Origin of the sequence: Moraxella sp. CTOTU47618 (assembly GCF_032017425.1) — a bacterium.
Classification (GTDB): Bacteria; Pseudomonadota; Gammaproteobacteria; order Pseudomonadales; family Moraxellaceae; genus Faucicola; species Faucicola tetraodonis.
The window spans coordinates 113,109-138,373 of record NZ_DALZPW010000001.1; the positions used below are offsets into that span (position 1 = coordinate 113,109).

Annotated in this window: 20 protein-coding genes and 1 pseudogene; 12 read left to right on the forward strand and 9 right to left on the reverse strand. The window is 43.4% G+C overall.

What is annotated here, in order from left to right; all coding sequences use genetic code 11:
- Window positions 1-76: 76 nt before the first annotated feature.
- The gene (gene metF / locus RTS09_RS00505) at window positions 77-919 is read right to left on the reverse strand and encodes a methylenetetrahydrofolate reductase [NAD(P)H] (protein ID WP_312533900.1); all 843 of its coding nucleotides are present in this window, start codon (window positions 917-919) and stop codon (window positions 77-79) included.
- Between the two features lie 167 nt (window positions 920-1,086).
- The gene (gene ahcY, locus RTS09_RS00510; protein ID WP_312533903.1) at window positions 1,087-2,475 is read right to left on the reverse strand and encodes an adenosylhomocysteinase; all 1,389 of its coding nucleotides are present in this window, start codon (window positions 2,473-2,475) and stop codon (window positions 1,087-1,089) included.
- Between the two features lie 476 nt (window positions 2,476-2,951).
- On the opposite strand from ahcY, the gene RTS09_RS00515 reads away from it, so the two are divergent.
- Window positions 2,952-3,761 (forward strand): hypothetical protein, encoded by an 810-nt coding sequence (locus RTS09_RS00515; RefSeq protein ID WP_312533227.1) that lies wholly within the window; start codon window positions 2,952-2,954, stop codon window positions 3,759-3,761.
- A 65-nt stretch (window positions 3,762-3,826) separates the two neighbouring features.
- On the opposite strand, the gene RTS09_RS00520 is transcribed toward RTS09_RS00515, so the two are convergent.
- The gene (locus tag RTS09_RS00520) at window positions 3,827-4,297 is read right to left on the reverse strand and encodes an Lrp/AsnC family transcriptional regulator (protein WP_312533230.1); all 471 of its coding nucleotides are present in this window, start codon (window positions 4,295-4,297) and stop codon (window positions 3,827-3,829) included.
- Between the two features lie 164 nt (window positions 4,298-4,461).
- Here RTS09_RS00520 and leuA point away from each other — a divergent pair, with 164 nt between their 5' ends.
- The 5 genes from leuA (at window position 4,462) to RTS09_RS00545 (ending at window position 9,487) form a co-directional block, all read left to right on the forward strand.
- A complete protein-coding gene (leuA, locus tag RTS09_RS00525) occupies window positions 4,462-6,192 on the forward strand; it encodes a 2-isopropylmalate synthase (RefSeq protein ID WP_312533233.1) in 1,731 nt (576 codons plus the stop codon).
- A gap of 223 nt (window positions 6,193-6,415) precedes the next feature.
- On the forward strand, window positions 6,416-6,736 hold the full coding sequence (locus RTS09_RS00530) for a YcgL domain-containing protein (protein ID WP_065252484.1): 321 nt from the start codon (window positions 6,416-6,418) through the stop codon (window positions 6,734-6,736).
- Window positions 6,737-6,802: 66 nt separating this feature from the next.
- Window positions 6,803-7,258, forward strand: a complete 456-nt coding sequence (locus tag RTS09_RS00535; RefSeq protein ID WP_007116910.1) for a hypothetical protein — start codon at window positions 6,803-6,805, stop codon at window positions 7,256-7,258.
- Between the two features lie 129 nt (window positions 7,259-7,387).
- Window positions 7,388-8,290, forward strand: a complete 903-nt coding sequence (locus tag RTS09_RS00540) for an AAA family ATPase (RefSeq protein WP_312533236.1) — start codon at window positions 7,388-7,390, stop codon at window positions 8,288-8,290.
- Between the two features lie 9 nt (window positions 8,291-8,299).
- Window positions 8,300-9,487, forward strand: coding sequence for a vWA domain-containing protein (locus RTS09_RS00545; protein WP_312533239.1), 1,188 nt, complete (start codon window positions 8,300-8,302; stop codon window positions 9,485-9,487).
- 133 nt (window positions 9,488-9,620) lie between these two features.
- Here the strand turns inward: RTS09_RS00545 and RTS09_RS00550 are convergent.
- Together RTS09_RS00550 and rodA are read right to left on the reverse strand one after the other, a co-directional pair.
- Window positions 9,621-9,965 (reverse strand): annotated as a pseudogene (locus tag RTS09_RS00550) (septal ring lytic transglycosylase RlpA family protein); the annotation flags it as partial.
- Window positions 9,966-10,631: 666 nt separating this feature from the next.
- The gene (gene rodA, locus RTS09_RS00555; RefSeq protein WP_248105635.1) at window positions 10,632-11,777 is read right to left on the reverse strand and encodes a rod shape-determining protein RodA; all 1,146 of its coding nucleotides are present in this window, start codon (window positions 11,775-11,777) and stop codon (window positions 10,632-10,634) included.
- 285 nt (window positions 11,778-12,062) lie between these two features.
- Here rodA and RTS09_RS00560 point away from each other — a divergent pair, with 285 nt between their 5' ends.
- Window positions 12,063-12,992, forward strand: a complete 930-nt coding sequence (locus RTS09_RS00560) for a D-Ala-D-Ala carboxypeptidase family metallohydrolase (RefSeq protein WP_284033869.1) — start codon at window positions 12,063-12,065, stop codon at window positions 12,990-12,992.
- 32 nt (window positions 12,993-13,024) lie between these two features.
- Here the strand turns inward: RTS09_RS00560 and RTS09_RS00565 are convergent, their stop codons facing one another.
- Together RTS09_RS00565 and RTS09_RS00570 are read right to left on the reverse strand one after the other, a co-directional pair.
- Window positions 13,025-14,497: a M16 family metallopeptidase gene (locus tag RTS09_RS00565; RefSeq protein ID WP_312533246.1), complete on the reverse strand. Its 1,473-nt coding sequence runs from the start codon at window positions 14,495-14,497 to the stop codon at window positions 13,025-13,027.
- 83 nt (window positions 14,498-14,580) lie between these two features.
- Window positions 14,581-16,095, reverse strand: coding sequence for a M16 family metallopeptidase (locus RTS09_RS00570; RefSeq protein ID WP_312533249.1), 1,515 nt, complete (start codon window positions 16,093-16,095; stop codon window positions 14,581-14,583).
- Window positions 16,096-16,438: 343 nt separating this feature from the next.
- Here RTS09_RS00570 and ftsY point away from each other — a divergent pair, with 343 nt between their 5' ends.
- Window positions 16,439-17,650 (forward strand): signal recognition particle-docking protein FtsY, encoded by a 1,212-nt coding sequence (ftsY, locus tag RTS09_RS00575; protein ID WP_409418359.1) that lies wholly within the window; start codon window positions 16,439-16,441, stop codon window positions 17,648-17,650.
- Window position 17,651: 1 nt separating this feature from the next.
- Window positions 17,652-18,185 carry a methylated-DNA--[protein]-cysteine S-methyltransferase gene (locus RTS09_RS00580; protein WP_284033872.1) on the forward strand — a complete coding sequence of 178 codons (534 nt, stop codon included), beginning with the start codon at window positions 17,652-17,654 and terminating at the stop codon, window positions 18,183-18,185.
- A gap of 19 nt (window positions 18,186-18,204) precedes the next feature.
- Here RTS09_RS00580 and RTS09_RS00585 read toward each other — a convergent pair whose 3' ends face one another.
- Window positions 18,205-20,868 (reverse strand): AAA family ATPase, encoded by a 2,664-nt coding sequence (locus RTS09_RS00585; protein WP_312533253.1) that lies wholly within the window; start codon window positions 20,866-20,868, stop codon window positions 18,205-18,207.
- A gap of 297 nt (window positions 20,869-21,165) precedes the next feature.
- Between RTS09_RS00585 and glpK the strand changes: the two genes are divergently transcribed.
- The 3 genes from glpK (at window position 21,166) to RTS09_RS00600 (ending at window position 24,847) form a co-directional block, all read left to right on the forward strand.
- Window positions 21,166-22,764 carry a glycerol kinase GlpK gene (gene glpK, locus RTS09_RS00590; protein WP_312533256.1) on the forward strand — a complete coding sequence of 533 codons (1,599 nt, stop codon included), beginning with the start codon at window positions 21,166-21,168 and terminating at the stop codon, window positions 22,762-22,764.
- A gap of 365 nt (window positions 22,765-23,129) precedes the next feature.
- Window positions 23,130-24,137, forward strand: coding sequence for an endonuclease/exonuclease/phosphatase family protein (locus RTS09_RS00595; RefSeq protein WP_404932301.1), 1,008 nt, complete (start codon window positions 23,130-23,132; stop codon window positions 24,135-24,137).
- A 20-nt stretch (window positions 24,138-24,157) separates the two neighbouring features.
- Window positions 24,158-24,847 (forward strand): TetR/AcrR family transcriptional regulator, encoded by a 690-nt coding sequence (locus RTS09_RS00600; RefSeq protein ID WP_065252496.1) that lies wholly within the window; start codon window positions 24,158-24,160, stop codon window positions 24,845-24,847.
- 112 nt (window positions 24,848-24,959) lie between these two features.
- On the opposite strand, the gene RTS09_RS00605 is transcribed toward RTS09_RS00600, so the two are convergent.
- Window positions 24,960-25,115 carry an entericidin A/B family lipoprotein gene (locus RTS09_RS00605; RefSeq protein WP_065252497.1) on the reverse strand — a complete coding sequence of 52 codons (156 nt, stop codon included), beginning with the start codon at window positions 25,113-25,115 and terminating at the stop codon, window positions 24,960-24,962.
- Window positions 25,116-25,265: the final 150 nt, after the last annotated feature.

A 25,265-nucleotide genomic window follows, 5' to 3' on the forward strand; every position in this document is an offset into this window, starting at 1 on the left:
CGATGTTGAACAGACAGTTTAACATCGCCATTGTCATTTTTTTTGCTGTCAGATAGTGCGTAAGTTCTATACGCACTTAAACCAATCCAAGCGCTTCAATCAGTTGTTTATTTGGGCTGACTTGGTTCATGCTGTAAAAATGCATTGACGGTACGCCTTCGGCAATCAAACGCTCACATAGATTGACCACCACTTCAAACCCAAATTGACGAATGGCTTTTTTGTCATCGCCATAGTCGGCAAGCTGTTTACGGATAAAACGTGGAATATCTGCCCCACAGCCATCGGCAAATCGAATCAAATTTGACGCATTGGTGATGGGCATAATGCCTGCGATAATCGGGAACTCATCTTGAGTCACCCCTTTTTTGGCAAGGGCATCACGCAAATATAGATAGCTGTCAGCGTTGTAGAAAAACTGGGTAATCGCTTCAGTCGCGCCTGCGTGGTATTTATTGAGCAAGTTTTGGATATCGGCCTCAAAGCTTTTGGCTTGCGGGTGCATTTCTGGATATGCAGCGACTTTGATACGAAAATAATCACCGCTATGCTCACGTATGTATTTAACCAAATCGACAGCAAACGGCAGCTCGCCAAGACCTACCATACCTGATGGCAAATCACCGCGCAGCGCCACCAAGCGATTAATGCCTAACGATTTATAATAATCCAATAACTCGCCAATTTTGGCTTTATCATCGCCAATGCAGGATAAATGCGGGGTAATGGGCGTGTCACTTTTTTCACTCAGTGCCTTAACAATGCCTAAGGTGCGCTCACGGGTTGACCCACCTGCGCCATACGTGACGCTAAAATATTGAGGTTTTAAAGCATTTAATTCATCAAAGGTTGTCAATAATTTGGTTTGACCGTCATCGGTCTTGGTGGGGAAAAACTCAAAAGAAAACGGCGTTGTCATGGTGGTCATGAAAGTATCCAAAATGATAAAAAATAGCACCATTATAACGGGTATAACAGTAAAAAAATTGAATTTTTTGGCATAAATATTGAGTTAAACTGCATAAAAAAAGCCATGTCCATTGGCATGGCTTTGATTGAACCTTTAACAAATAGTAGTTATAGCTATTAGTATTTATAGCTATCAGGTTTGAACGGACCTTCAATTGGCACACCGATATAATCGGCTTGTTGCTGCGTCAATTTAGTCAGTACCCCATTAAAGCCTGCGACCATGGCTGCTGCCACTTCTTCATCGAGTTTTTTCGGCAATACTTTGACATATAAATTGTCCGCTTTCTTATCCGCAGGCAAATCAGCAAATTTTTCTTTGAATAAGTGCATTTGTGCCAATACTTGGTTGGCAAAAGAGCCATCCATAATACGTGATGGGTGACCTGTGGCATTACCCAAATTGACCAAACGACCTTCAGACAATAAAAGCAAGTAATCGTTTTCATCTTCTGATCGATAGACTTGGTGTACTTGAGGCTTCACTTCCACCCATTTCCAGTTGTCACGCATAAACTGGGTATCAATCTCGGTATCAAAGTGACCAATATTACAAACCACTGCGGTGGCTTTTAAGGCTTTTAACATATCGCTATTACAGACATGGTAGTTACCAGTGGTAGTGACCACCAAGTCAGTATCTTGCATAAGGGTGTTGTTGACACCTTTGGCAGGGTCGCCTTCCACAAATGGCGAGACCAATTCATAGCCATCCATACAAGCCTGCATACCACAAATTGGATCGGCTTCCGTCACTCGTACTATCATACCTTCTTGACGTAGGCTTTGAGCAGAACCTTTACCCACATCGCCATAACCGATAACAAGTGCACGACGACCCGCTAACAGCATATCGGTACCACGTTTGATGGCATCGTTTAGGCTATGACGACAGCCATATTTGTTATCATTTTTTGATTTGGTCACTGCGTCATTGACATTAATGGCGGGTACTTTTAAGGTGCCTGCATTGAGCATTTCAATTAGACGATGTACCCCTGTTGTTGTCTCTTCTGAGATACCGTGAATGTTGTCGAGCATTTGCGGGTAGTCGTTATGAATCAGCGCCGTCAAGTCACCGCCATCATCTAAAATAATATTGGCATCCCACAGCTTGCCCGTGGCTTCACCGCCTTCAAAAATCTGCTGGCGAAGACACCATTCGTATTCTTCCTCAGTTTCGCCTTTCCAAGCAAACACAGGAATACCGGCTGCTGCGATGGCGGCAGCGGCATGGTCTTGGGTTGAAAAAATATTACAAGAAGTCCAGCGTACTTCAGCACCCAGCGCCACGAGCGTTTCAATCAATACTGCTGTTTGGATGGTCATGTGGATACAGCCCACAATCTTGGCGCCTTTTAAAGGCTGCTCGGCTTGGTAGCGTTGGCGTAGACCCATCAAAGCAGGCATTTCAGTTTCAGCCAGTTTGATTTCTTTGCGACCATAGTCGGCAAGGCTAATATCGGCAACTTTGTAATCAGAAAAATTTGAATCAGTAGAATTGATAGACAGGGACACTGCGTCCACTCCTTAAAACCGGTAAAAAAAGTTAAAGTAAAAACGCAGATGCGGTTATTTATTTTGGATTTATTTTGGTTAAAACACAAAAAACGAGCCTAGCTCAGGCAAGCAAATATAAATTAAGCCAACCTTAAGCTGCAGCATCTCTCGATAGGTGTATTGTAAAAAAAATTAACATAAAAGTCATTCTTTTAATTGCAACATCAACTTAAGTCTTTTAAAAAAGCAACATTTTTGATAAAATATTACACTTCATCCTATGTAATTACATAAATATATAGAAAAGTTATACAAAATTAAAAGACATTGCTGAAAAATTACGTTTTAATATACCTAAGAGAAACGTAACAAAATATGTCAACTAATTTACTTTTTCTTTATATGTCATTCATCGCTTGAAAGTCTTTTAGATTTTTAAGAGAAATGGTAAATTTACTTTATCTTGTCCTTAGGAGATTTATATGAAAGTTTTAAAATTAGCTGCTATTCCTGCTGCTTTAATCGCAACTTCTGCTTTTGCTGAAACTGTCGTTGTTGATCAACAAGTTGTTGCACAGCCTGTTGCCGTATCTACTACCACTTACGATCCAAACGCAGGTGTAGTAAAAAACACAACAACTCAATTGGTTACTGGTACTAGAACGTTTTTTGATACCGTAACAAATCCTGCTGCTATCAGTGCCGAAGTAGGTACTTTAGGTTATGGTGCCAATATTGGTTGGGCGCTAAACGATAAAACTGAACTCGTAGCTGGTTGGGCTGGCGGCGATATCGGTGATTTAAAAGACACCATCGAAATTGAAGATGTTGAATATGACTTAGAAACAGATTCAAGCAATCCGTATCTTGGTGTGAATTTACGCCCTGCTGGAAATTGGTTTACTGTGGGTGTTGGTACTATTTTTGGTGACAACGAAATCACTTTGAAAAAACAAGCAACTGAAACCAAACCAGTTAAAATCAATGGTAACACTTACTATGGTAACATTGAAGCGTCAGCTGAAAATAAAAACACTTTAAATCCATACTTAACTATCGGTTTCCGTCCTAATATCACTAATAACTTTGGTGTATTTGGTGAAATCGGTGCAGCTTATACTGGTGGCTTAAAAGTGACTGATGCTAAAACACGAGTTCTAGATACCAACGGTGAAGAAATTACAAAATTTGATAATAATCGTCTAAAATCTGACTTACAACAAGATTTGGATGACTCAGATTATTCAAAATGGTATCCAATCGCTAAAATCGGTGCAACTTACCGTTTCTAATTTCAGTCAATTACTAAAAAAGATACTCATTCGTGGGTATCTTTTTTTATATGATTAATACAGCATCATATAGTATCTGTGATAACGGGAAGAGAAAATACCTCTCGTAATTCAAAACTGGTATGCACTTGTGCGATACCTTCGATACGGTTTAGACGATGCAATAAAAATTCTTCATAATGCGCCATATCTTTGACCAAAGCTTTGATAAGATAGTCTTCGCTGCGCCCTGTCACTATACTACAGCTGACCACTTCAGGAAATTCTCGTAGTTTTTTTTCAAAATTGCTAAAGCGTTCTGCCGTATGTTTATCCATGCTAATGGCAATATAGACTGACAGTTGATAGCCTAATTTTCTAGGGTCGGTGGTGACACTATAACCCGTGATCACACCGGCATCCTCTAATTGCTTGACTCTGCGCGCACAGGGGGTAGGGCTTAAGTTTACGCTTTCTGCCAATTCAAGGTTACTCATGCGTGCATTTTCTCGTAATAGCGCTAAAATTTGTCTGTCTATTTTATCTAATGAAGTCATGGCAAACTCTCAAAATTAGTGATTTTAACTAAACAATATAATTATAGTAGCCATAAATATCAAATTCTGTGTTTTTTATAGCAAAATTTAGTTACTTCAACTACAAAAAAATGGATATAATTTCATCATAGAATTTTAAGTAAAATTAAATGTGGAGAATTAGCATGTCAATACAACCCAAAAACGCGGCTTTTAATCATAAAAAATACCAACCCTTTGCATTTGCACCAAAGATGACCCAGCGTACTTGGCCCGATAAAACCATCACCAAAGCGCCCATATGGACGTCGGTGGATTTGCGAGATGGTAACCAAGCCTTGATTGAGCCGATGAGCATTGAACAAAAAATGCGCTTCTTTGATTTGTTGGTGCAAGTGGGTTTCAAAGAAATTGAGATTGGTTTTCCATCAGCGGCGCAGGTCGAGTATGACTTTACCCGCAAATTAATCGAAGGCGGACACGTACCCGACGATGTGACCTTGCAAGTATTGGTGCAGGCACGCGAACATTTGATTCGCCGTACCTTTGAGTCGCTAAAAGGTGCCAAACGTGCCATCGTCCACGTGTATAACTCAACCTCAAAAGTGCAGCGCGAAAAAGTGTATCAAAAAGATTATGATGACATCATTGCGATTGCGGTTGAAGGTGCAACATTATTGCGTGATTTGGCGAAAGAATACCCTGAAACCGAATGGATTTTTGAATATTCCCCTGAAAGTTTCTCGCAAACCGAGGTCGATTTTTCGGTCAAAATCTGTGATGAGGTGTGTAAAGTTTGGCGCCCGGACTTAGGTCAAAAAGTAATCTTTAACTTGCCATCAACCGTAGAAAGCTCAACGCCCAATATCTATGCCGATCAGATTGAATATTTTTGCCAAAACTTACCCATGCGAGAGCATGTGATTGTGAGCCTTCACACCCACAATGACCGTGGCTGTGCTGTGGCTGCCAGTGAGTTGGGTTTGATGGCAGGCGCTGACCGTATCGAAGGCACGCTTTTTGGCAATGGCGAGCGCACAGGCAATATGGACATCATGGTCATGGCGATGAATATGTATAGCCAAGGGGTAGACCCACAGCTTGATTTTAGTAACATGAGCGAAATCGCCCAAGTGGTGAGTGAGTGCAATCAGTTACCGATTCATCCACGCCATCCTTATGTGGGCGAGTTGGTATTTACCGCTTTTAGTGGCTCGCACCAAGATGCCATTAAAAAATCGCTAGATTATAACGAGCAAAATGCCGAAGCTACCCAAGGCTTGTGGGATGTGGCATACTTGCCGATTGACCCTGCTCATATCGGACGCGGCTATCAGGATGTCGTGCGTATCAATAGCCAGTCAGGGAAAGGTGGTGTTGCTTATATCTTGCAACGTGACTTTGGTTTTCATTTGCCGCGCTGGACGCAGATTGACTTTAGCCGTGTCATTCAGCAAGAGGCCGAGAGCCGTCAGTCAGAATTGACATCAGATGATGTCATTAGCGTGTTTGAAAACACTTATTTGAACCAATCTACTTTGGCGTTGCAAGATTATGAAATCAAAAACACCGCTGGCTCAGTAAGCTTTACAGGCTCTGTGCGCATGGGGGATGATATCATAGACGTCGTTGGTAATGGTAATGGTCCGTTGTCTGCCTTTATTAATGCCATCTCTGCCAAATTGAACAAAAATATTCACGTTATCAACTATGCAGAGCATGCGTTAACGGTTGAAAGTCAAAGCCCGCTCACCCAAAACAACAGTGATGCCAATGCCGTTGCTTACTTACAGTTGAATATTGAAGGTGAGATTTATTCAGGTATCGGCACTTGCTCAAGCACTGTATCAGCGATGTTAAAAGCCGCCTTGTCTGCGTTGGCACAAGCGCAGATTGCCGATACTGAGCATCATTAATTAGCTTTTATAAAGCGCAAATTTATCAATAGTTTTTATCCCCAAAAGAGCAATTGCCCTAGTTGCTCTTTTTTTTATGAGCTAACATGTGAAATGCCTAGATTAATAGTACACAGGGCTGATAGCAAAAGTCGCTAATAGAAAAAGGGGTTTAATTTCAGACAAACCATTTTATGGTATCATAGAGGCACTTTAAATTTTACAGTAATAATAGGGTTGTATGATGCATTGCGATATTTATAAATTTAGCAAAAAAGATGACCTGTATGTGTACATTGCTCGCCCAGATTATCCCAATGACACGGACGAGATTCGTGACTGGTTGTCAGTGTTGCCCAAGGATTTTCGTCAAGCGATTGGGCGCGAAACCTTTGTGATGCATTTGGATTTGACGAATACGACAAAGCTTGCACGGGTCAATAAAGCAGAAGTGTTAGAAAAACTGCAAAGTCAGGGGTATTTTGTGCAAATGCCGCCTGAAGATGTGCTGTTACGCCAAGCAAAATTGAATATGGCAGAAGCGCAGCAGAACAAGTGGCAGTAGCAAAATTTTAACAAAATGAGTTGAATCATGCTAAAATAATCTATCTATTTTTGGCAAGGCAAAACTATGTTTGCATTTTTATCACTCGACCAAATCGGTAATGTGCTAGGCGAAATCATCATTTGGTGGGCGCAGCTGGTTCAAGGTGTGCCGCCAGACAAATTACCCTTATATGCTTATGTGGGATCTTCCATTGTGGTATTACTGCTTTGGATTTTAGTGGTACGGATTTTGCCAAAAACGCTTGCAGGCTTGAGTTGGATTATTCTATTTGCGATTTTGCTCACGCCCACCACTTCCCTTGGCACCCCGCCTGACATCGCACCAGCGAGTATTTCCGTGGTGTATGGGATTTTACTCAAAGATCCAGCAATTATCTTTAATGGGTTGCTACCAATTATGGTTGTCATTACAGTGGGCTGTATTTTGGGTTTTATTTGGCAAATTCTTCGAATGGGCATCGATAAAACCAACAAAAAACATGCGCTAAATAACGCCAATATCAGCCAGCCTAGCCGTTAAGCTATGATAGTGATAAGCCAGCAAGCTGTAACCGCTTAACTTTTTATAGCTTAATCTTTTACAGCTTAACTTTCCCTAAAACTTATGATAGTCTGAAACTCATTTTTGACGATTATCATAGGTTTTTTTATGTCTGACCATCAGCAAAATGCTGCCATCCAAAACAGCGCAACCCAAAGCAGTTTTAAAAGCACCGATAGTTATATCGCCACTGACAACCTAAAACTTGCCGTCAACGCTGCGATTCGATTGCAAAAACCGTTACTCATCAAAGGGGAACCTGGCACGGGTAAAACGCTACTGGCTGAAGAAGTGGCAAAAAGTTTAGATATGCCACTGTTAACTTGGCACATCAAATCAACCACCAAAGCTGAACAAGGCTTGTATGAGTACGATGCGGTATCACGCCTGCGGGATAGTCAATTGGGCGATGACCGCGTGTATGATATTGCTAACTACATCAAGGCAGGCAAGCTATGGCAAGCATTTACCAGTCCTGAGCGTGTGGTACTGCTCATTGATGAGATTGATAAAGCGGATATTGAGTTCCCTAACGACTTGCTACATGAGCTCGATAAAATGTCATTTTATGTGTATGAAACTGGCGAAACGATTACCGCCGATCATCGTCCTGTCGTTATTATCACGTCAAACAATGAAAAAGAACTGCCTGATGCCTTCTTGCGTCGTTGCTTTTTTCATTATATTGATTTTCCTGACCAAGCAACCATGCGCGAAATTGTGGATGTGCATTTCCCCAATCTACAGGCAGACTTGGTGGATGAAGCACTCAAGGTGTTCTACGGTCTGCGTGAAGTCAAAGGCTTAAAAAAACCGCCATCCACCTCTGAATTGGTAGATTGGATTAGTTTGCTGATGGCAGATGAGTTGCAAGCGGGCAGTCAAAATGCGATTGAGCGGTTGAAAAATCCAAGCGATAACTTACCGCCCATGGCGGGGGCGTTATTAAAGAATGAAAATGACTTGAGTTTACTTGAACGTATGGGCTTTATGCTGCGTCGTAGTCGATAGGGGATTGGTGTGTTTATCAATCTTTTTTATACCTTACGCACATATGGCGTGCCAGTTTCCACTCGTGAATTGCTAGACCTTTATGCTTTGCTAGAAACAGGCATTGTGTTTGCCGACCGTGAACAATTCTACGAGCTGATTCGCCTATGTATGGTCAAAAACGAAAAATACTTTGATAAATTTGACCGTGCCATGGCAGATTATTTTGAAGGTATTGATACACTCGATATCGACGAGCTGATGGCAAAATTGGGTAATATCCCCAAAGAATGGCTGGAACTTAAACTTGACCCCAACAATCTCACCGAAGCCCAGCGGCGCCTACTCAAAAAATATGGTTCGCTTGAAGCACTCATGAAAGCCCTAGAGGAACGGCTAAAAGAACAAAAAGAGCGACACCAAGGCGGTAACAAATGGGTGGGCACAGGCGGCTCATCGCCTTTTGGTGCGTATGGCGACCATCCTGAAGGTATCCGCGTGGGTGGTGAAAGCCGAAAACGCTCAGCGGTCAAGGTGTGGGAGCAGCGCAAATACCGCGATTTGGACACGGATAACCAGTTAGAAACCCGCTCGATGCAGATGGCACTGCGAAAACTGCGTAAATTCGCCCGTGATGGGGCGGCTGATGAGCTTGATATTGGCTCAACCATCAAGAAAACCGCGCAAACGGGGATGCTCGATGTGCAGCTGCGTCCCGAACGCCGCAATCGTGTCAAAGTGCTCATGCTATTTGATATCGGTGGTAGCATGGATAGCTATATCGAAGCGTGTGAGCGCTTATTTGCTGCCGCTAAAAACGAATTTAAGACGCTTGAATTTTTTTATTTTCATAACTGTGTGTATGAATATGTTTGGACAGAAAATGCCCGCCGTAATGCCAGTGCCGTGCCCACATTGGATGTGCTACACAAATATGGCAGTGATTATCGGGTGATTTTTGTTGGTGATGCCGCAATGTCGCCTTATGAGTTGCTATCTGTCGGCGGTAGCGTTGAGTATATGAGCCAAGATACGGGGCAGGCGTGGCTAAAACGTATCACTAACCACTTTGATAAAGTCGCATGGCTCAACCCTGAGACACCAAGCTACTGGCAATACACCCAGACCATCGGCTTAATCAAAGATATCATGCAAGGGCATATGTACCCGATGACCTTGCATGGTATTGAAGATATGACCAAGTATTTGGCGCGGTAGTATTGTTAAGGCAATTAAAAAAGCATAAATCAATTTCATGCTTTTTTTTGTGCTGATAGGCTGCTAGTTTACCTAAAATCTGCTAGTCACCTAAAAGTTGATATTAAGCTAAAAGCTGCCTAGTCAGCTAACATTAGTTTGGACCGGCCACACGCTCAATAACGACGTTGCCTGTACCTGTGCTGGCTAAGCCAATTTGTTTGGCGGCGGCATACGATAAATCTAAGACGCGATGGCTTGAAAACGGACCGCGGTCATTGACTTTTACTACAACGCTTTTACCGTTTGATTTGTTGGTTACTTTGATATAACAGTTCATTGGCAATGAGCGATGCGCCGCAGTCAATGAATTGGAATCAAAAGTATCACCGCTAGCAGTTTTACGACCTTGAAATTGACGACCATACCAAGAGGCGACACCCGTTTGGCTAAAGCGATTGACTGTATTGGATGCAACGGCAGAAAGACGTTCTAACACGTCTGAATCTTTGCTAGCTTGTGAAGTGTCTTGGCTGATAAGTTGGCTGTCTAAGGCAAGGTTACGAGGTTGGCGGGCTGATTTGACTAAGTCTGATGCATTGTTGTGCTGGCGGGTTAACTCATTAAGTACGTGATCTAAATTGTTCGTGGCTGCTTGGGAAGTTGAGCTAAGCGCCGTTACGCCACAAAAGCAAAGTAACGTCGCTACATTAGCTAAATTCGATTGACGCTTTGACATAATGACCTCTGAACAATCGCTCTTTACAATGAGCGCCTTATATTTGGGAGCACATAAGCCTTGATATGTCATGCATACAAATCGCTTATAGGGCACCAAGAAAATTTATTAGATTTAACAATTAGGTTACAAATTTTACTTTGTTTCGGTATGTAATTGTTCAATCTTGATGACCCACAATAAGCAATTACGCGATTAAAATCACGATTTATTTAGATAAACGGTATAAAAAAATAGATAAACGGTAAAAATTATTAAGTTTTACCATCATAATTGTTTAAAACTACTCATAAAAAGGATATCTTTTATGCTAACTCTTTTACGTTTTTTACATTTAAAAATACCAAGTTACATAAATAGTTACATAAAGAATTGTTTATAAATAGCCTATTTACAAACGAAAAATTTTTGAAAATAGTCTAAGAGTTATTTAACATTATGCGAGGCAATTGACATCACTAAACCAAATCCTGCCATCAAAGTAATTAAAGCAGTACCGCCGTAGCTGATAAATGGCAAAGGAACGCCGACAACTGGCAAAATGCCTGCCACCATGCCTGCATTTACAAACACATACACAAAAAATGACATGGCAATCGCGCCAGAGAGTAATTTGCTATAGACAGCAGTATTGGAGTAAGCAATAAATAAGGCGCGGCATAGAATACAAAAATACAAAAACATCAGTAAAATCACACCGATTAAGCCAAACTCTTCGGAAAAAGCCGCAATGATAAAATCGGTGTGACCTTCTGGCAAAAAGTGTAGATGAGATTGTGTGCCTTGCAAGTAGCCTTTACCTGTGAGTCCCCCTGAGCCAATCGCGGTTTTTGACTGCATGATATTCCATCCAGCCCCCAAGGCATCGCTTTCAGGGTCTAGCAAAGTTAGCACGCGTCTGCGCTGGTAGTCGTGTAGCAGGTATTCCCAAGCCACAAAAACAAAGGGAATAAACAGTGCCACCGCAGAGCCAATCATCCACCAAGGTAAACCCGATAAGAACAGCACAAATAAGCCACTAGACGCCACCAATAAAGAGGTACCCAAGTCGGGCTGCTCAGCAATTAGCAGTACTGGAATACCAATCGCCACTAGCGTGATAAGCACTGTTGATAAACTTGGCGGTAAGTCGCGTTTGGATAAAAACCAAGCAGTGAGCATCGGCATGCCAAGCTTCATAAACTCTGACGGCTGCACACTACCAAACCCAGGAATATCAATCCAGCGCTGCGCACCCAGTCGCACTTCACCAATAATTTTGACCAGTATCAGTAACCCCACGCCACCCACGTAAAAAAACGGGGTAAAATCACGGTAAAGACTGGGCGGGATTTGCGCCATGACAATCATCACTACAAACGCGATGGTAAAACTAATGGTTTGACGGATGACCATTCCCATGTCTTGAGTAGAGGCACTATATAAAATGGCTAAACCAAATAAAGCCGTGACAAACAATAGCATCAATAACCAAGGGTCTAAATGCACGCGCTGCCAAAAGGAGGGTAGACTGTCATTACCAAAGTGATGAGCTTGCCTAGAAAAACGGTACTGTCCAATCTTATCTACCATACACACCAAACATCAAATTAACCCGGTGACAATAAGTCTGTAAAAAGACACAAAAATAGGCTCAATAGTTTATATGGCTTAATGTGATTTTGGTAGTCTTAATAATGTAATAGTTTATAACACTTGTTTCATAGAAATAAGTCACTATATTAAGTGAGCTATTAATTAAGTGAGTATAACTATCAAGTGGGTATGATTAACTGAGCCTATCAAGCCGACTTTTTTGACAGTTGCTCATAAGTCCGTGGTGTTTTTCCATTTTGACGAAACGTGAATAGGCAGTCCATGACACATCAAAACAAGACCAAAAATAAACCAACCATTATCGAAGACAACGCGCAAACAGCCCAGTATGCCAATACCAAGACCAAGAATATAAACACTACCAAGACTCAGAATACCAAAACCAAGATTTTAACAGGCATTGTTGGCTCAGGGATGATAATGACATTGCTTATCGCGTGTAATCATCCTGTCACACCCGTCGATAACCGAAAACCTACTACGACCATCGTTCGTCAAACCCAGCCAAATCCTAAAAATACCACTGTCACGCAGACTGACAATATGCGCGGTCTTATTCTCAACCGTCAAAACACAACCCGACCTACAATAGATTATGGCGCACTCAAAAATACCACACGATACAATAGTAGCGTTGTCTATACCAATGATGCAGATTTTAAGGATTGGCTGGCTAGCCACAGCTACCAGCAATCAGAAGTGTTGGCTTATCAAAATTTCTTGCAAAGCCAATTAGGCAGTATTCCGCCGATGGAGCAGTTAATCGCGAGTGCCAGAGATGCACGGCGCTGTGGTTTTGAGCCGTATGAAGTACCGCCTGCATCGCTGTGGCAAAATATCGTGCCCACCCTGCAAATGCTGCAGCAACTGCAAAAACAAGGTTATTTGCCTTATTCGACAGTGATACGCTCCGTGTATCGAAACCCTGCATTGAATGATTGTGCCGGCGGTGCGGGCGAGAGTAAGCACATGACCAATGGCGCAATTGATATTTGGATACCTGAAAACGAAGCCAACAAATGGGCGATAGAAAGTACCTTTGATGGGCTTTGCCAGTTTTGGCAGTCCAACGGGCAAAGCTATAATTTTGGACTTGGCTTGTATCCGACAGGCTCAGTGCATCTTGATACGCAAGGCTTTCGAAAATGGGGCGCAAGCCATAGCTCAAGCTCATCACCCTGCCGTTTTTAACCCTGTCGCAACTGTTAAGGTGTTAACATTGGCTATTTAGCGATTTTTGTTGTGTCTGGCGTGGCGCTGCCAACCGTCACTATCAAAAACTTGTTAGGGTCAATGAGGTCTTTATAGCTTTGATTGACCGCGTTAAGGTCGGCGCGCTGCACGCGCGTCACGTACTCGGTCAAGTAACTATCTGGCAGCTGATAAAACCCCATCATACCAACTGTGGCATTCATGGCGGCATTGCTAGCAAAACTGGTGGGGAAACTGTTGATTAGACTGTCTTTGGTTAAAGCCAATTCGTTTGGCGTTACCCCTTTTTCTAGCGTATTTTTGATGACTTGCTTGGTCGCCTCAATCGCCTCTTGCGACTTTTGGTTACGGGTAGAAAAGTTAATGGTATAACTACCTTGGGCAAGCATCGGCGTGGTGGTACTATAGATACCATAGGTGAGCCCGCGTTTTTTACGGATATCTTCCATCAATCTGGCTTGAAAGTTGCCGCCCCCGACGATTTCATCGGCAATGGCAAAGTTGGTTTGATGCTGTAAGCCTAAAGTATCTACCACGCGTTTTTGACCCAATTGTCCCATCAATACGGTAGTTTGGGTGCTGTCAAATGGAATATGAATCGTTTTAGCCACGCTCAAAGGTTTGGCATCGGCAAGCTTTGGGGCAGCTGTGCCAACAGGCATTTGAGCGGTTAGCTGATTGGCAAGCGCCCGCGCGCGCTCAAGACTGATATCGCCTGTAATGGCAATATTCGCATTCTTCGCTACCAAAAACTGCTGGCTAAAAGCTTTGAGATCGGTGGTATTAATTTTGGCAATGCTGTCTTCCGTGCCTTGGGTGGGGTGGGCGTAGGGATGATTCCCGTAAAGCGCCGCAGCAAAGGCTTTGCTTGCGATGCTATCTGGGTCTTCTTTGGCCTGTTGCAGGCTAATTAAATACTGGGCTTTGGTACGTTCAAAATTTTTGTTTGGAAACGTAGGCTGGGTTATCATATCGCTCATTAAACCAAGCGCAGAGGATAAACGCGCCTCATCGGATAGACTGCGCAAACTCACGATAAACATGTCTTTATAAGCACGGGCAGATAAATCAATCCCAAGCTGCTCACTAGTCTCGGCAATCTCATCTTCACTTTTATGGCGTGTGCCCTGATCCAGCATACTCGCGGTCAGACTGGCAATCCCAAAACCGCCTTTTTTAATGGCTTCATCACGAGCCGAGCCTGCATTAAAATACACACTGACATCCACAATCGGTAAATTGTGGGTTTGTACCAAAGCCACTGGGGTACCCGAATCCGTCGTAAAGTGGATGATATCGGGTAATGTCACTTTTAACGGTGCCGTCGTTTTTAGACTGGTTAATTTGTCTAAAGCGGCAATAGGTGCGGTGGGGTCAACATTGCCACTACTGTGAGCATCGCTATGGGTGGCAGGTTCGGCATGGCCTCCTTGCGTGGTAATGGTGGTCATTAGTAATAAGATTTTAGCTAAGCGTGGTTTCATTTTTTTTCTCAAAATTCTAAGGATGGTCTGACAAGCAATGTGGGCAAATTAAGTCAGGATAAGTTAAGTTACTGGTTTTATAGTTATTTATTGGGTTTATTTTCTTTTACCACATTGAGCACGGTTAAATTGTCGTTAACCAAATATTTGCTAGCGGCAGCGTGTAAGTCACTTTCTGTGATGGTATCTAAGGTTTTGGGTAGGTTAAACACCATTCGATCATCAAGCCCAATGCTGTTTAGACTGCCAATCATCTGCGCTTGTCCGCTGATACTATCTTGGCTATAAATCAAGCTGGTCATGGTGTTGGTTTTGGCACGGGTCAGTTCACTTTGTGCAATCGGTTGGGTTTTGAGCGCGTTAATCTCAGCAATGATTGCTTGTTTGGCTTGGGCAAGCGTAACGCCATCTCGCGGGGTAGCTTGGATTAAAAATAGCCCATCGCCCCGACTAAAGGCACTGTAACCACTGCCGACTGAGGCTAGTAGCTGTTTTTCCCGTACTAGGCGTTTTTCTAGGCGTGCAGATAGACCACCATCGAGTACATCGGCTAGTAGCGATAGACTATAGGCGGTTTTGGGGTCTTTTGCTGTGGTAAGCGTCGGCACGTTAAACGCCATCATAACCATAGGCACTTGTACCGGTAATTGGGTGGTTTTTTCTTGATAACCACGAAAGCCTGGCTGTATCACGCTGGGGCGTGTTGGCAGGGTTTGCGGTTTTTTATTGGCAAAGTATTTTTTGACTTCATTGATGGCCTCTGTGGGATTGACATCGCCCACGATCACCAAGGTCGCATTATTGGGTGCATACCATGTTTTATACCAATCGGTTAGGTCTTTTAATCCAATGGATTCGATTTCTGCCATGGGACCAATGACCGATTCTCCTTTGGGGCTGTTCGGATAAGCCATTTTGATAAACTGCTCATAGGCGCGAGCGTTTGGGTTATCATCGGTCCGCTGGCGGCGCTCTTCCATTACCACTTGGCGCTCAGCGGTAAAGTCGCTCTCCTTTAGCTGTAAATCGGTCATCCGATCGGCTTCAAGCTCTAGGGCGAGCGCTAAGCGATTGGCAGGGAAAATTTCATAATATGCGGTGTAGTCATAGCTGGTAAAGGCATTATTGCTACCGCCAAATTTGGCAATAAGGCGTTCAAAATCTGCTGAGGACACGTTTTTTGTTCCCTTAAACATCATATGCTCAAGCAAATGCGACATACCGCCTAAGTTAGTGGGTTCATCCGCGGCACCCACGCGATACCATATTTGGCTTATCACCACAGGGGAGCGGTGATCTTCTTTGACTATCACCTTTAAGCCATTAGCCAGCGTATATTCATGGCGTGTTGCTGCCTTATCGCTGTCAAAATCGGTGGGGCTCGGCGTTTGCTGGGTTGCATCAGTTATCGCGTTAGCAGTTGGATGCACTTTAATAGGCGTATTCGCTACAGTCGGGGTAGTTTTGGTCGGCATGGTTTTGGCTGCGATGGTCTGCGCAGTGCTGCAACCTGATACACTGAGCGCATAGGTCAGGGCGGCAGCGAGGAGGGTAAGATTACAAAATGTAGGTTTTGACACAGGGTTTCGGTTTAACATAGTTTCTCTTTAACTTTTAATCTTTAATTTGGTTTTTTGATTGTGGGGCAATGGGGTTTGCAGGCATTATAAAAGATAGACCATGATAACGGATGTTGGCATTGATTGCTATTTGAAAGGCCATTGCACGATTAAGTATGACTAGATACGAGCTTCTACATGCGACTAAGTACGAGCTGCAAATTTTTAGCGCAGCAAGCTGTAAACGGACAGTTTTTTCCCATACCACACATCCTATGGGTTTAAGGGATTGACAGCATGTTTATTTCAAACTGCGAACAAACACTGTTATAATTTTATACATCTCAATATTTTAATGACAAATTTAACCATAGGCGATGATATGAGTAGCAACCAATTTAATAACAATGCTTCTAATAAGGTGGTAATTAATTTTAATAACCAACCGACTAATTTTGATGATGCTACGATGCCCAATCTGCCTGTGCAAGATGTGCCAATTATTGAAACGCCGCGTATCGCTGAAGCCGCCCAAACGTCAACGCTGCAAGCACCTGCGACACCTCAATCTGTGTCACCCATGCCGCAAAGCCAACACCAAAGTCAGCCTGCACCCACACAGCAGCCATCTGCCAATACGGCTGAGCCAACCGCAGAGCCTGAACAAAAAGGGGGCTGGTTTAGCCGCATGAAGCAAGGCTTGTCAAAAAGTCGTAAAAACTTGACCGAAGGCTTAACCAATATTTTGATTGGTGGTAAAGAAATTGATGATGAGCTACTTGAAGAAGTCGAAGACCAACTGTTGGTCGCTGACATTGGGGTGAATGCTACCAATCGCATTATCAAAAACTTGACCGAAGCCACTGCCCGCGGTGATTTGATTTATTCTCATTCACTGTATAAAGCGCTACAAAAAGAACTAACCGATATCTTGACACCCAAAGTTGCGCCGCTAGTGGTGGATGCTAGCACAAAACCGTTTGTCATCTTGGTCGTTGGGGTCAATGGCGTGGGTAAAACCACCACCATCGGTAAACTTGCCAAACGTCTGCAAGGCGAAGGCAAATCAGTGATGTTAGCAGCGGGCGATACGTTCCGTGCGGCAGCCACCGAGCAATTGCAAGTTTGGGGGGAGCGCAATAATATCCCTGTTGTCGCCCAAGGTCATGGTTCAGACAGTGCCTCGGTGATTTTTGATGCCATTCAATCTGCCAAAGCCCGTGGCATTGACGTACTGATTGCCGATACTGCAGGGCGTCTACAAAATAAAACCAATTTGATGGAAGAGCTGAAAAAAGTGATTCGCGTCATGCAAAAAGCCGATCCGACAGCGCCGCATGAATCCATGATTGTGCTCGACGCGGGTACAGGACAAAATGCCCTAAATCAAGTAGAAATCTTCAATGAAGCCGTGCCATTGACAGGCGTGACCGTCACCAAATTAGATGGCACGGCAAAAGGCGGCGTGGTATTTAATATCGCTGAAAATACCAATGTGCCGATTCGTTTTATTGGCGTGGGTGAAAAAATTGATGATTTGCGCCCATTTCAAGCCGATGATTTTGTCAAAGCGCTATTTGAAAAAGATGAATAACATGATAATGACGTCTTATCAACTTGCGAAAAATTTGCCAACGGTGACGCTTGTGGCACATCAAGGCTGTTTGATTGCGCTCGATTGGCATACGCAAAAGACAGATCGAATTTTCTCTAAGTTAAAAGTAAAATCGGGATCGATGAATTCGGCAGCTTTAAGCGATTCACCAGATGCGGATGCAAAAGTGCTCGCTGAGACTATCAAACAGTTAAAAGAATATAAGGATGGTCAAAGGCAGTTTTTTGACATACCGCTTGATATCTCAACAGGCACACCCTTTCAGCAAAAAGTATGGCAAGCATTACGACAAATCCCTTACGGTCAAACAATCAGCTATGCACAGCTTGCGCTACAAGTGGATAATTCCAAAGGCTTTCGCGCAGTCGCGCAGGCCAATGGCCGCAACCCACTAAGTCTCATCATTCCTTGCCATCGCGTGATTGCCAGCGATGGCAAATTGGGCGGTTATACCGGTGGGGTTGAGATTAAGCAAACATTGCTTGATATAGAGCAAGCAAGTTATCAGCGATAAACAATAACCCAATGAGGCGTTATTGTTTGTCATCTGCATCTTTTTCTTCCCAAGTTTCTAAGCGTTCATAAATACGACCATAAACGGTATTTTTACGATATTTGCCTTTTTTGGTCATCTCATCAGGCGCCAGACCTGTCAATAGATACATGGCTTCATTGACATGCTCTACGGCATAGATGGTAAATTTACCTGCCGTCACGCTATCGATGATATCTTGACGTAGCATCAATTGCGCCAAATTGGCTTTGGGCACAATCACCCCTTGTTTACCCGTCAAGCCTTGCTCGACACACGCATCATAAAACCCGGCGATTTTGGCATTGACGCCGCCGACCGCTTGGACTTGACCAAATTGGTTCATCGATCCTGTAACCGCCAAGCTTTGATTAATCGGGGTTTGCGATAGGGCAGACAGCAGCGCACAGGTTTCGGCTACTGTCGCGCTATCGCCATCGATACCGCCATAACTTTGTTCAAAAGCCAGCGATGCAGTAAAGTTGAGCGTGTGGTCTTCTGCAAACAGCGCTTTTAGGTAACTGCTCATAATCAGCACACCTTTGGCATGGATAGAGCCGCCTAAATCCACATCGCGCTCGATATCAACGATATCGGCGTGCGCGGCACTGTGATGCACTGACGCTGTCAATCGCGCAGGCATACCAAATTCACTATCTGCGTAGCTGATGACCGTCAGCGCATTGATTTGACCAATCGCTTTGCCTTGGGTGCTAATCAGCTGTTGCCCTTTTTCTAGCTCTTGCCAGAACAATTGCCGTAAATAACCCGAGCGATGGCGAATATCCTCAATGGCTTGGCGGACATGGCTAGCGGTTACTGTGTTTGCAGGGCTAAGCTCTGATTGATTGATGATAGCATGACGATTGGCTTCGAGTAATAGCTGCGCCAATCTGTCCCCATGTAGGCTTAACTCATGCTGGTCTTCCGCTTGCTCACTAAGATAATCCAATAAACACGCCAACGCGGTGTTATCAAACGTTAGCAATTGGTATTTGCTTATCATGTCGGCAATTTTGGCGGTCATTGCTTGTTCGTTGGCGTGACTGCGTACCACGCGATCATGAAAATCTGCACGGATTTTGAATACGGCATTAAATTCAGGCTCAAAATCTAGCAGGTCATAATACAAGTCTGGCTCACCGAGTAAAATGACTTTGACATCAAGCTTAATCGGTTGTGGCTCAAGGCTGATACTGCCTGTTAGTGTCAGCATTTGCTCAAGGCTCGACATCTTGATTTGGCGGCTTTGCAGCGCACGTTTGAGACCTTGCCACGCATACGGATATTCAAGCAAATTAGTTGCTTCAAGCACCAAATAACCGCCATTCGCACGGTGCAGTGAACCGGCGCGAATCAGACTGACATCTGTTGACACAGTACCCAAATGGGTAATTTGCTCGACATGCCCGAGTAAATTTAAATGGGTGGGTAAGTCTTCAAATACAATCGGTGCGCCTTGATCGGGCGCATGGCTTGCAATCACATTGACAAAATAGCGCGCTGGCAATGGCGAAAAATGGCTGGGCAAAAATTCTTCATCATCTTCATTGATGATTCGTTCTACATGATTGACGATATCGTCATGCACGTCTTGCAAATACTTACGAACCTTTGGTAAGGCTTGATACTTGTCAAATAACGGCTCCATCAATGGTTTTAAGGTACGCCGAGTCAATGAGTGGTGTAGCGCTTGTAGGGTCTGATTGGCTTCATCTTCAATTTGCTCAAGCTCAACGGTCAATTGGCTCAAGCGTTTTTGCATATGGTTCTTATCTTGATAATTGGCAACATACGGCGACTTTGGGGTTAAGCCAAAGCTGGCTTGATTGGTTGCGCTCGAGGTATTATTAATGGTGCTAGAGGTTTGATTGGCTTTAATTGGTAAAACTGGTGCTTTACCACTGGATTTTTGGCGACCCAATTTATTAGCAGGTTTGATTGATAAATAACCATCGCTTGGCTCACTATCATTGTAACTGTCATTGTCATTGTCATTGTCATTGCCATCGGCTCGGTTGTCACTAAAATCAGATTTGATAAAAATCGGTTTATTGTCTGAAGGTCGCAGCGCCAATGCAAGTGAATACTGTTTGCCTTCTTCATGCAGCGCATGATAGACCTGTTCTTCACGAAGGCTAATTTCATTCTTTATGGCTTCTACTTTACTTTGATAGTGCTCACTGCGAAAACGCTGATTGAGCTGACGTTTGGTGGTTAGCCAAAAGGTTTTGACATCTTCCGCTAATTGCTTGCCCATGCCGGCAGGAAGGTCAAGCGCAATCGGGGTGCGCGCATCAACAAAATTATGCACATACACCCAGTCATTGGGCGTGGGTTTTTGTTTGGCGTGAGCTTGTAGCAGGCGAGTGATTAAGGTGCGTTTGCCCAGTCCGTTTTCACCTGCAGCAAAGATATGATAACCATTGGCATTGATGTCAAGTGCAGTGGCAATCGCTTTACAGGCTCGCTCTTGCCCAAAGCCAATCTCAAGCGTTTTGGTATGGTGGCTATCTTTTGGCAAGGTCGCTGGGTCGGTATAACGGCGCAAGTGCGAGATTGCAACAGGCTGTAAATTGTCAGATTTGATGGTATCGGTAATGATAGCGGAGGATTTTGAAGTAACAGGGGTAGTACGAACAGATTTTGCAAGGGTATTTTTCATAAAACAAGTTTCATCAACGCATTAAAAAGCGGTAGTGGGAAAGATAAACAATGACAGTTAGAGTGACAGTGCTCAGGGTCTAAAGTCTAAGCTTTAGGGTCACTTATAGTTAACAGATAGGTCTTGGTAAGTGGTAATAAAGTATCAGTATGATGTGGTTTTTTGTTGATAAAATCAATGGCTATTTTTTCGCGAATCGTTGCCTTAAGGTTTCAGCCGCAGTAATATAAAAGTTGGTGGGCAAGTATTTGCTAAGATAACATATTGACGCTTAACACAATCGTTTGAGACAACAACATGGCTAAAACAGAAAACGGATTTATTTTAGCGCTGGATCAGGGCACTACCTCAAGCCGCAGTATCATCTTTGATAACCAATTAACACCCATCGCCATCGCCCAAAAGCCGCTGGGTATCATCACCCCAAAAGCCGGGTTTATCGAGCAAAATGCCAATGATATCTGGCAAACCCAAATTAGTACTGCCCAAGAAGTGATTGCCAAAGCAGGATTATTGGCGACAGATATTTCAGCCATTGGTATCACCAACCAACGTGAGACCACCATAATTTGGCATAAAAAGACGGGTAAGCCTGTCGCACCCGCCATTGTCTGGCAAGATAGACGTACCCATCAGTGGTGCAGAGACTGGCGTGATAAAGGCTTTGACGCCAAAATCCAGCAAATTACCGGATTACGTATAGATCCGTATTTTAGTGCCAGCAAAATCGTATGGCTGTTAAACCAAAACCCTAAGCTTCGCCAACAAGCGTTATCAGGTGAGTTGGCTTTTGGTACCGTGGATAGTTGGCTACTGTTTAACATGACAGGCGAGCATAGCATTGATATCACCAATGCCTCACGCACCATGCTGATGTCTTTGCAAACAGGCGACTGGTCTGATGAATTATTGGATTTATTTGATATTCCCAAAACCATGTTACCTACCATCAAGCCATCGGATGGCGATTTTGGGGTCACCAAACAAGGGATGTTTGGCAAACAAATCCCAGTCACGGCAGTGCTAGGCGATCAGCAAGCGGCATTGTATGGGCAGGGCTGTAACCGAGCAGGCATGGCAAAATCTACCTATGGCACCGGCTGTTTTTTATTAATGAATACCGGCGATAAACCCTGTGTCAGTCATCAGCAATTACTCACCACCGTCGCTTGGCAAACCACAGCGGCGAATCACACTCGTCAACCTAACCGGCATGAACCCTCAGGTAAATTGCCTAGCTTGTTAAAACCTTTACAAAATTTACAACGAAATAAAAAAACAAGCGTCACGCAAACACAATATGCGCTTGAAGGCAGTGTGTTTATGGCAGGTGCCATCGTGCAGTGGCTACGCGATAACTTAGGTATGATAGCGCGCAGTGAGGACATTGAAACCTTGGCAGCAAAAGTACCAGATAGCCAAGGAGTGACCCTGATTCCTGCCTTTACAGGGCTTGGCGCACCTTACTGGCGAGCAGAAGCCACCGCAAGGCTTATCGGGCTGACACGTGGTACTACCAAAGCGCATATCGCAAGAGCCGCGTTAGAAGCGATTGCGCTACAAGCTTATGATGTGTTAATCGCCATGCAAAAAGATAGCCCTGTGCCACTGCACGAACTGCGCGTGGATGGGGGCGCTGCCAATAACAATATCTTAATGCAATTTCAAGCCGATATACTCAATGTCCCTGTGCTGCGACCAACGACCACTGAGAGTACCGCAAAAGGGGTGGCACTATTGGCAGGGCAAGCGGTGGGGCTATATGATGACACTAGCATTGGTGAAAGTTGGCAGTTAGACCGTATCTTTGAGCCTAAGATGGCATTGTCTGAACGCCAAGCCATCGTGGAGCGTTGGCAGTTTTATATTAATCAACTATTAAACGAACAAAATTAAAGCAAGAGAATCATTAACATAGCTTTAAAAAAATAAAAATAATGTAAAAACAAATGGTTAACTATATGACAAATTTTTTGAAAGACTCGACACGAGAGTGATTTTCGTTAGCAATTAAGTACATTAAGTAAAAAAAAGCACTTTATGTACCCAATTTTTAAACCCTGCTTAAAAATATCAGCAAATTTTGGCTAAAAAAAGTGATTTTTTGTGTAGAAATTGAATAAAAAAATGTATAATGCTTCGAAATTCGACACTGTGTTGACAGTGATGAAAATTATGAAGATGAAAGTCAGGAAATTTTTTGGACAATGTTGCTACAAGCAAGCAGGGATAACTGGTAACTAAACATTAAGGATATGACAGTGGACAATCAATTTGTTATCGCTACGGCAAATTTACTCAACTTTGCACTGCCCAATCGGGTTTTTTATCGAAACCAAGACGTGTATACGCCGCAGCAATATCAACAAAAAATCAATGCACTTGCCCCCATCTTTCGGCAATTGCAAGCTGATATCATTGGTTGCCAAGAAATTTGGGATGAGCAAGCACTCATTGACTTATGTCGTGCGGCCGGTCTCAATGACTATCATGTCACTGTGCCACTAGCCAGTAATCAGCCAGATAGTCCATTAACCCAAGGGCGAGGCGCAGTTGGCACCCCTAGCGTAGGTTTGGTATCGCGTTTTGAAATTATTAACACCCAATTGCTCACGCAGATGCCTGCGATTGCGTTGTTGGACGTTCCTGATGTTGGGCTTTATCAACAATTTAATCGTCCCCCGCTGATTGCCGACATCAGATTGCCAAATGGCATGGTGGTCACCGTGATTGTGGCGCATCTAAAAAGTAAACGCCCTGAGTTTTTAGAAAACGCGCAAGGCGAGCCGTTAGAAGATCGCAATGATCCGCTAATTCGAGTCCGCGCCAAGCTGCGCAGTCTTTGTATGCGGGCAGCGGAAGCGGCAGGCATTCGCCAAGTGGTCATCGAAAAACTGTCACACAACAACCATCCGCTGATTTTGTTAGGGGATATGAATGATGTGATGCAAAGTGTCACTTGTCAGCTTTTAAGCGAATCGGGCGAAGTATTTTATGATAAGTCGATGCGGGATATCGTGCTGTATGATGCCTCTACGATACAAAGCCGTATGCACTGGCTCAAAGATGTAGCGTACACCCATATCCACCAAGGTATGCCAGAAGTGCTTGACCAAATTTTGGTATCTGAACAATTTTTAGCTGATAGTAAATTTAACATCGGTGAAGTATTACAAGTTGATTATTTTAACGATCATCTCAAATTTATTGTAGAACAACGCCCAACCGATCATGGATTGGTACGGGCACAAATTAAACTTTATTCATAATCAGTCGATAGAGAGGAAATATGTCAAGCGCTTATGATGAAAAAATTGAGGATGTGTTGGTGGACTCTGAGCTCGCTCGCCGCTTGGTCCCTAACAAATTCAAGTTCACTAGCCAGCAAGGTCGTTTGCGTCGCCAAAAATTATTAGCCGCTGCCAAAGAGTTGAGCGCGACCCGACCTGTCAGTGAGATTAGTTTGGCGGATGTGTGTGAACGAGCGGACATTCCCAGAGCTTCGGCATATCACTTCTTTCCAAACGTAGAAGCGATTTTTTTGGCATTGCGTTTTTTAAATGCAATAGAAATTTTTAACAAGCTTGAAAAAGTCGATGCCAAACAATTTAGTCGTTGGCAGGCTTATATCACCACAGTCATTGAGACAGGCGTTGATATTATTCAATCTGATTTAACGGTTGCCCGTTTGATTTATGAGACCAATACCCCAGATTTTGAGGGCAATGCGTTTGGTAGTGAAATCGAAAAAAGCCTCGCCCAAATGGTGTATGATAAGTTGTCTGAGCATTATAAAATGCCGGCTTTAGAAACCATTCATCAGCAATTGTTAGTCGCATACGGTATCATTAATGGTATTTTTATTTTAGCCTATCGCTCAGAAAAAGAAATTACCGATACCTATCGCCAAGAAGCGATTACAGCGGTGATTGCTTATCTACGTTGTTATTTACCTGAAAATTTGCCAAAAAACGGCTAGTTTTATAACCTACTAGGGTTATAACCGATAGCCAATAAAATAGGCAATAAAAAACCCATCAGCGAGATGGGTTTTTTTACTTAAACAGAGAATCTACGATTAGATTTTGTTTTCAGTTATTTGTGCGGTAGATTTTGTTTTCAGTTTTTTGTGCGGTATTGGTTACTGCGCCACCTGTTTTTGATACGTCTTTACCAAAACCTTGGATTGTATTACAACCTGTGACAGCAAACATAACAACGATTGATGCAGCGATTAATTTTTTCATTTTAAATTTCCTCAGATATATCCATTATTTTTTAACAGTTTTTAGCTACCAGGTTAAATCATGCGACTTTATTGATTCATAGAAGATTGGTTCATAGAAGTTAAAATAAAGTAAAACATGCTTGGTAGAGTCATGGTAATGCAGTTTAGT

Excerpts from the sequence above, each read along its gene's own strand:
- metF (WP_312533900.1), bottom strand. The coding sequence starts at position 919 with ATGACAACGCCGTTTTCTTTTGAGTTTTTCCCCACCAAGACCGATGAC.
- RTS09_RS00515 (WP_312533227.1), top strand. The coding sequence starts at position 2,952 with ATGAAAGTTTTAAAATTAGCTGCTATTCCTGCTGCTTTAATCGCAACT.
- RTS09_RS00520 (WP_312533230.1), bottom strand. The coding sequence starts at position 4,297 with ATGACTTCATTAGATAAAATAGACAGACAAATTTTAGCGCTATTACGA.
- leuA (WP_312533233.1), top strand. The coding sequence starts at position 4,462 with ATGTCAATACAACCCAAAAACGCGGCTTTTAATCATAAAAAATACCAA.
- RTS09_RS00530 (WP_065252484.1), top strand. The coding sequence starts at position 6,416 with ATGCATTGCGATATTTATAAATTTAGCAAAAAAGATGACCTGTATGTG.
- RTS09_RS00535 (WP_007116910.1), top strand. The coding sequence starts at position 6,803 with ATGTTTGCATTTTTATCACTCGACCAAATCGGTAATGTGCTAGGCGAA.
- RTS09_RS00540 (WP_312533236.1), top strand. The coding sequence starts at position 7,388 with ATGTCTGACCATCAGCAAAATGCTGCCATCCAAAACAGCGCAACCCAA.
- rodA (WP_248105635.1), bottom strand. The coding sequence starts at position 11,777 with ATGGTAGATAAGATTGGACAGTACCGTTTTTCTAGGCAAGCTCATCAC.
- RTS09_RS00560 (WP_284033869.1), top strand. The coding sequence starts at position 12,063 with ATGACACATCAAAACAAGACCAAAAATAAACCAACCATTATCGAAGAC.
- RTS09_RS00565 (WP_312533246.1), bottom strand. The coding sequence starts at position 14,497 with ATGAAACCACGCTTAGCTAAAATCTTATTACTAATGACCACCATTACC.
- RTS09_RS00570 (WP_312533249.1), bottom strand. The coding sequence starts at position 16,095 with ATGTTAAACCGAAACCCTGTGTCAAAACCTACATTTTGTAATCTTACC.
- ftsY (WP_409418359.1), top strand. The coding sequence starts at position 16,439 with ATGAGTAGCAACCAATTTAATAACAATGCTTCTAATAAGGTGGTAATT.
- RTS09_RS00580 (WP_284033872.1), top strand. The coding sequence starts at position 17,652 with ATGATAATGACGTCTTATCAACTTGCGAAAAATTTGCCAACGGTGACG.
- RTS09_RS00585 (WP_312533253.1), bottom strand. The coding sequence starts at position 20,868 with ATGAAAAATACCCTTGCAAAATCTGTTCGTACTACCCCTGTTACTTCA.
- glpK (WP_312533256.1), top strand. The coding sequence starts at position 21,166 with ATGGCTAAAACAGAAAACGGATTTATTTTAGCGCTGGATCAGGGCACT.
- RTS09_RS00600 (WP_065252496.1), top strand. The coding sequence starts at position 24,158 with ATGTCAAGCGCTTATGATGAAAAAATTGAGGATGTGTTGGTGGACTCT.
- RTS09_RS00605 (WP_065252497.1), bottom strand. The coding sequence starts at position 25,115 with ATGAAAAAATTAATCGCTGCATCAATCGTTGTTATGTTTGCTGTCACA.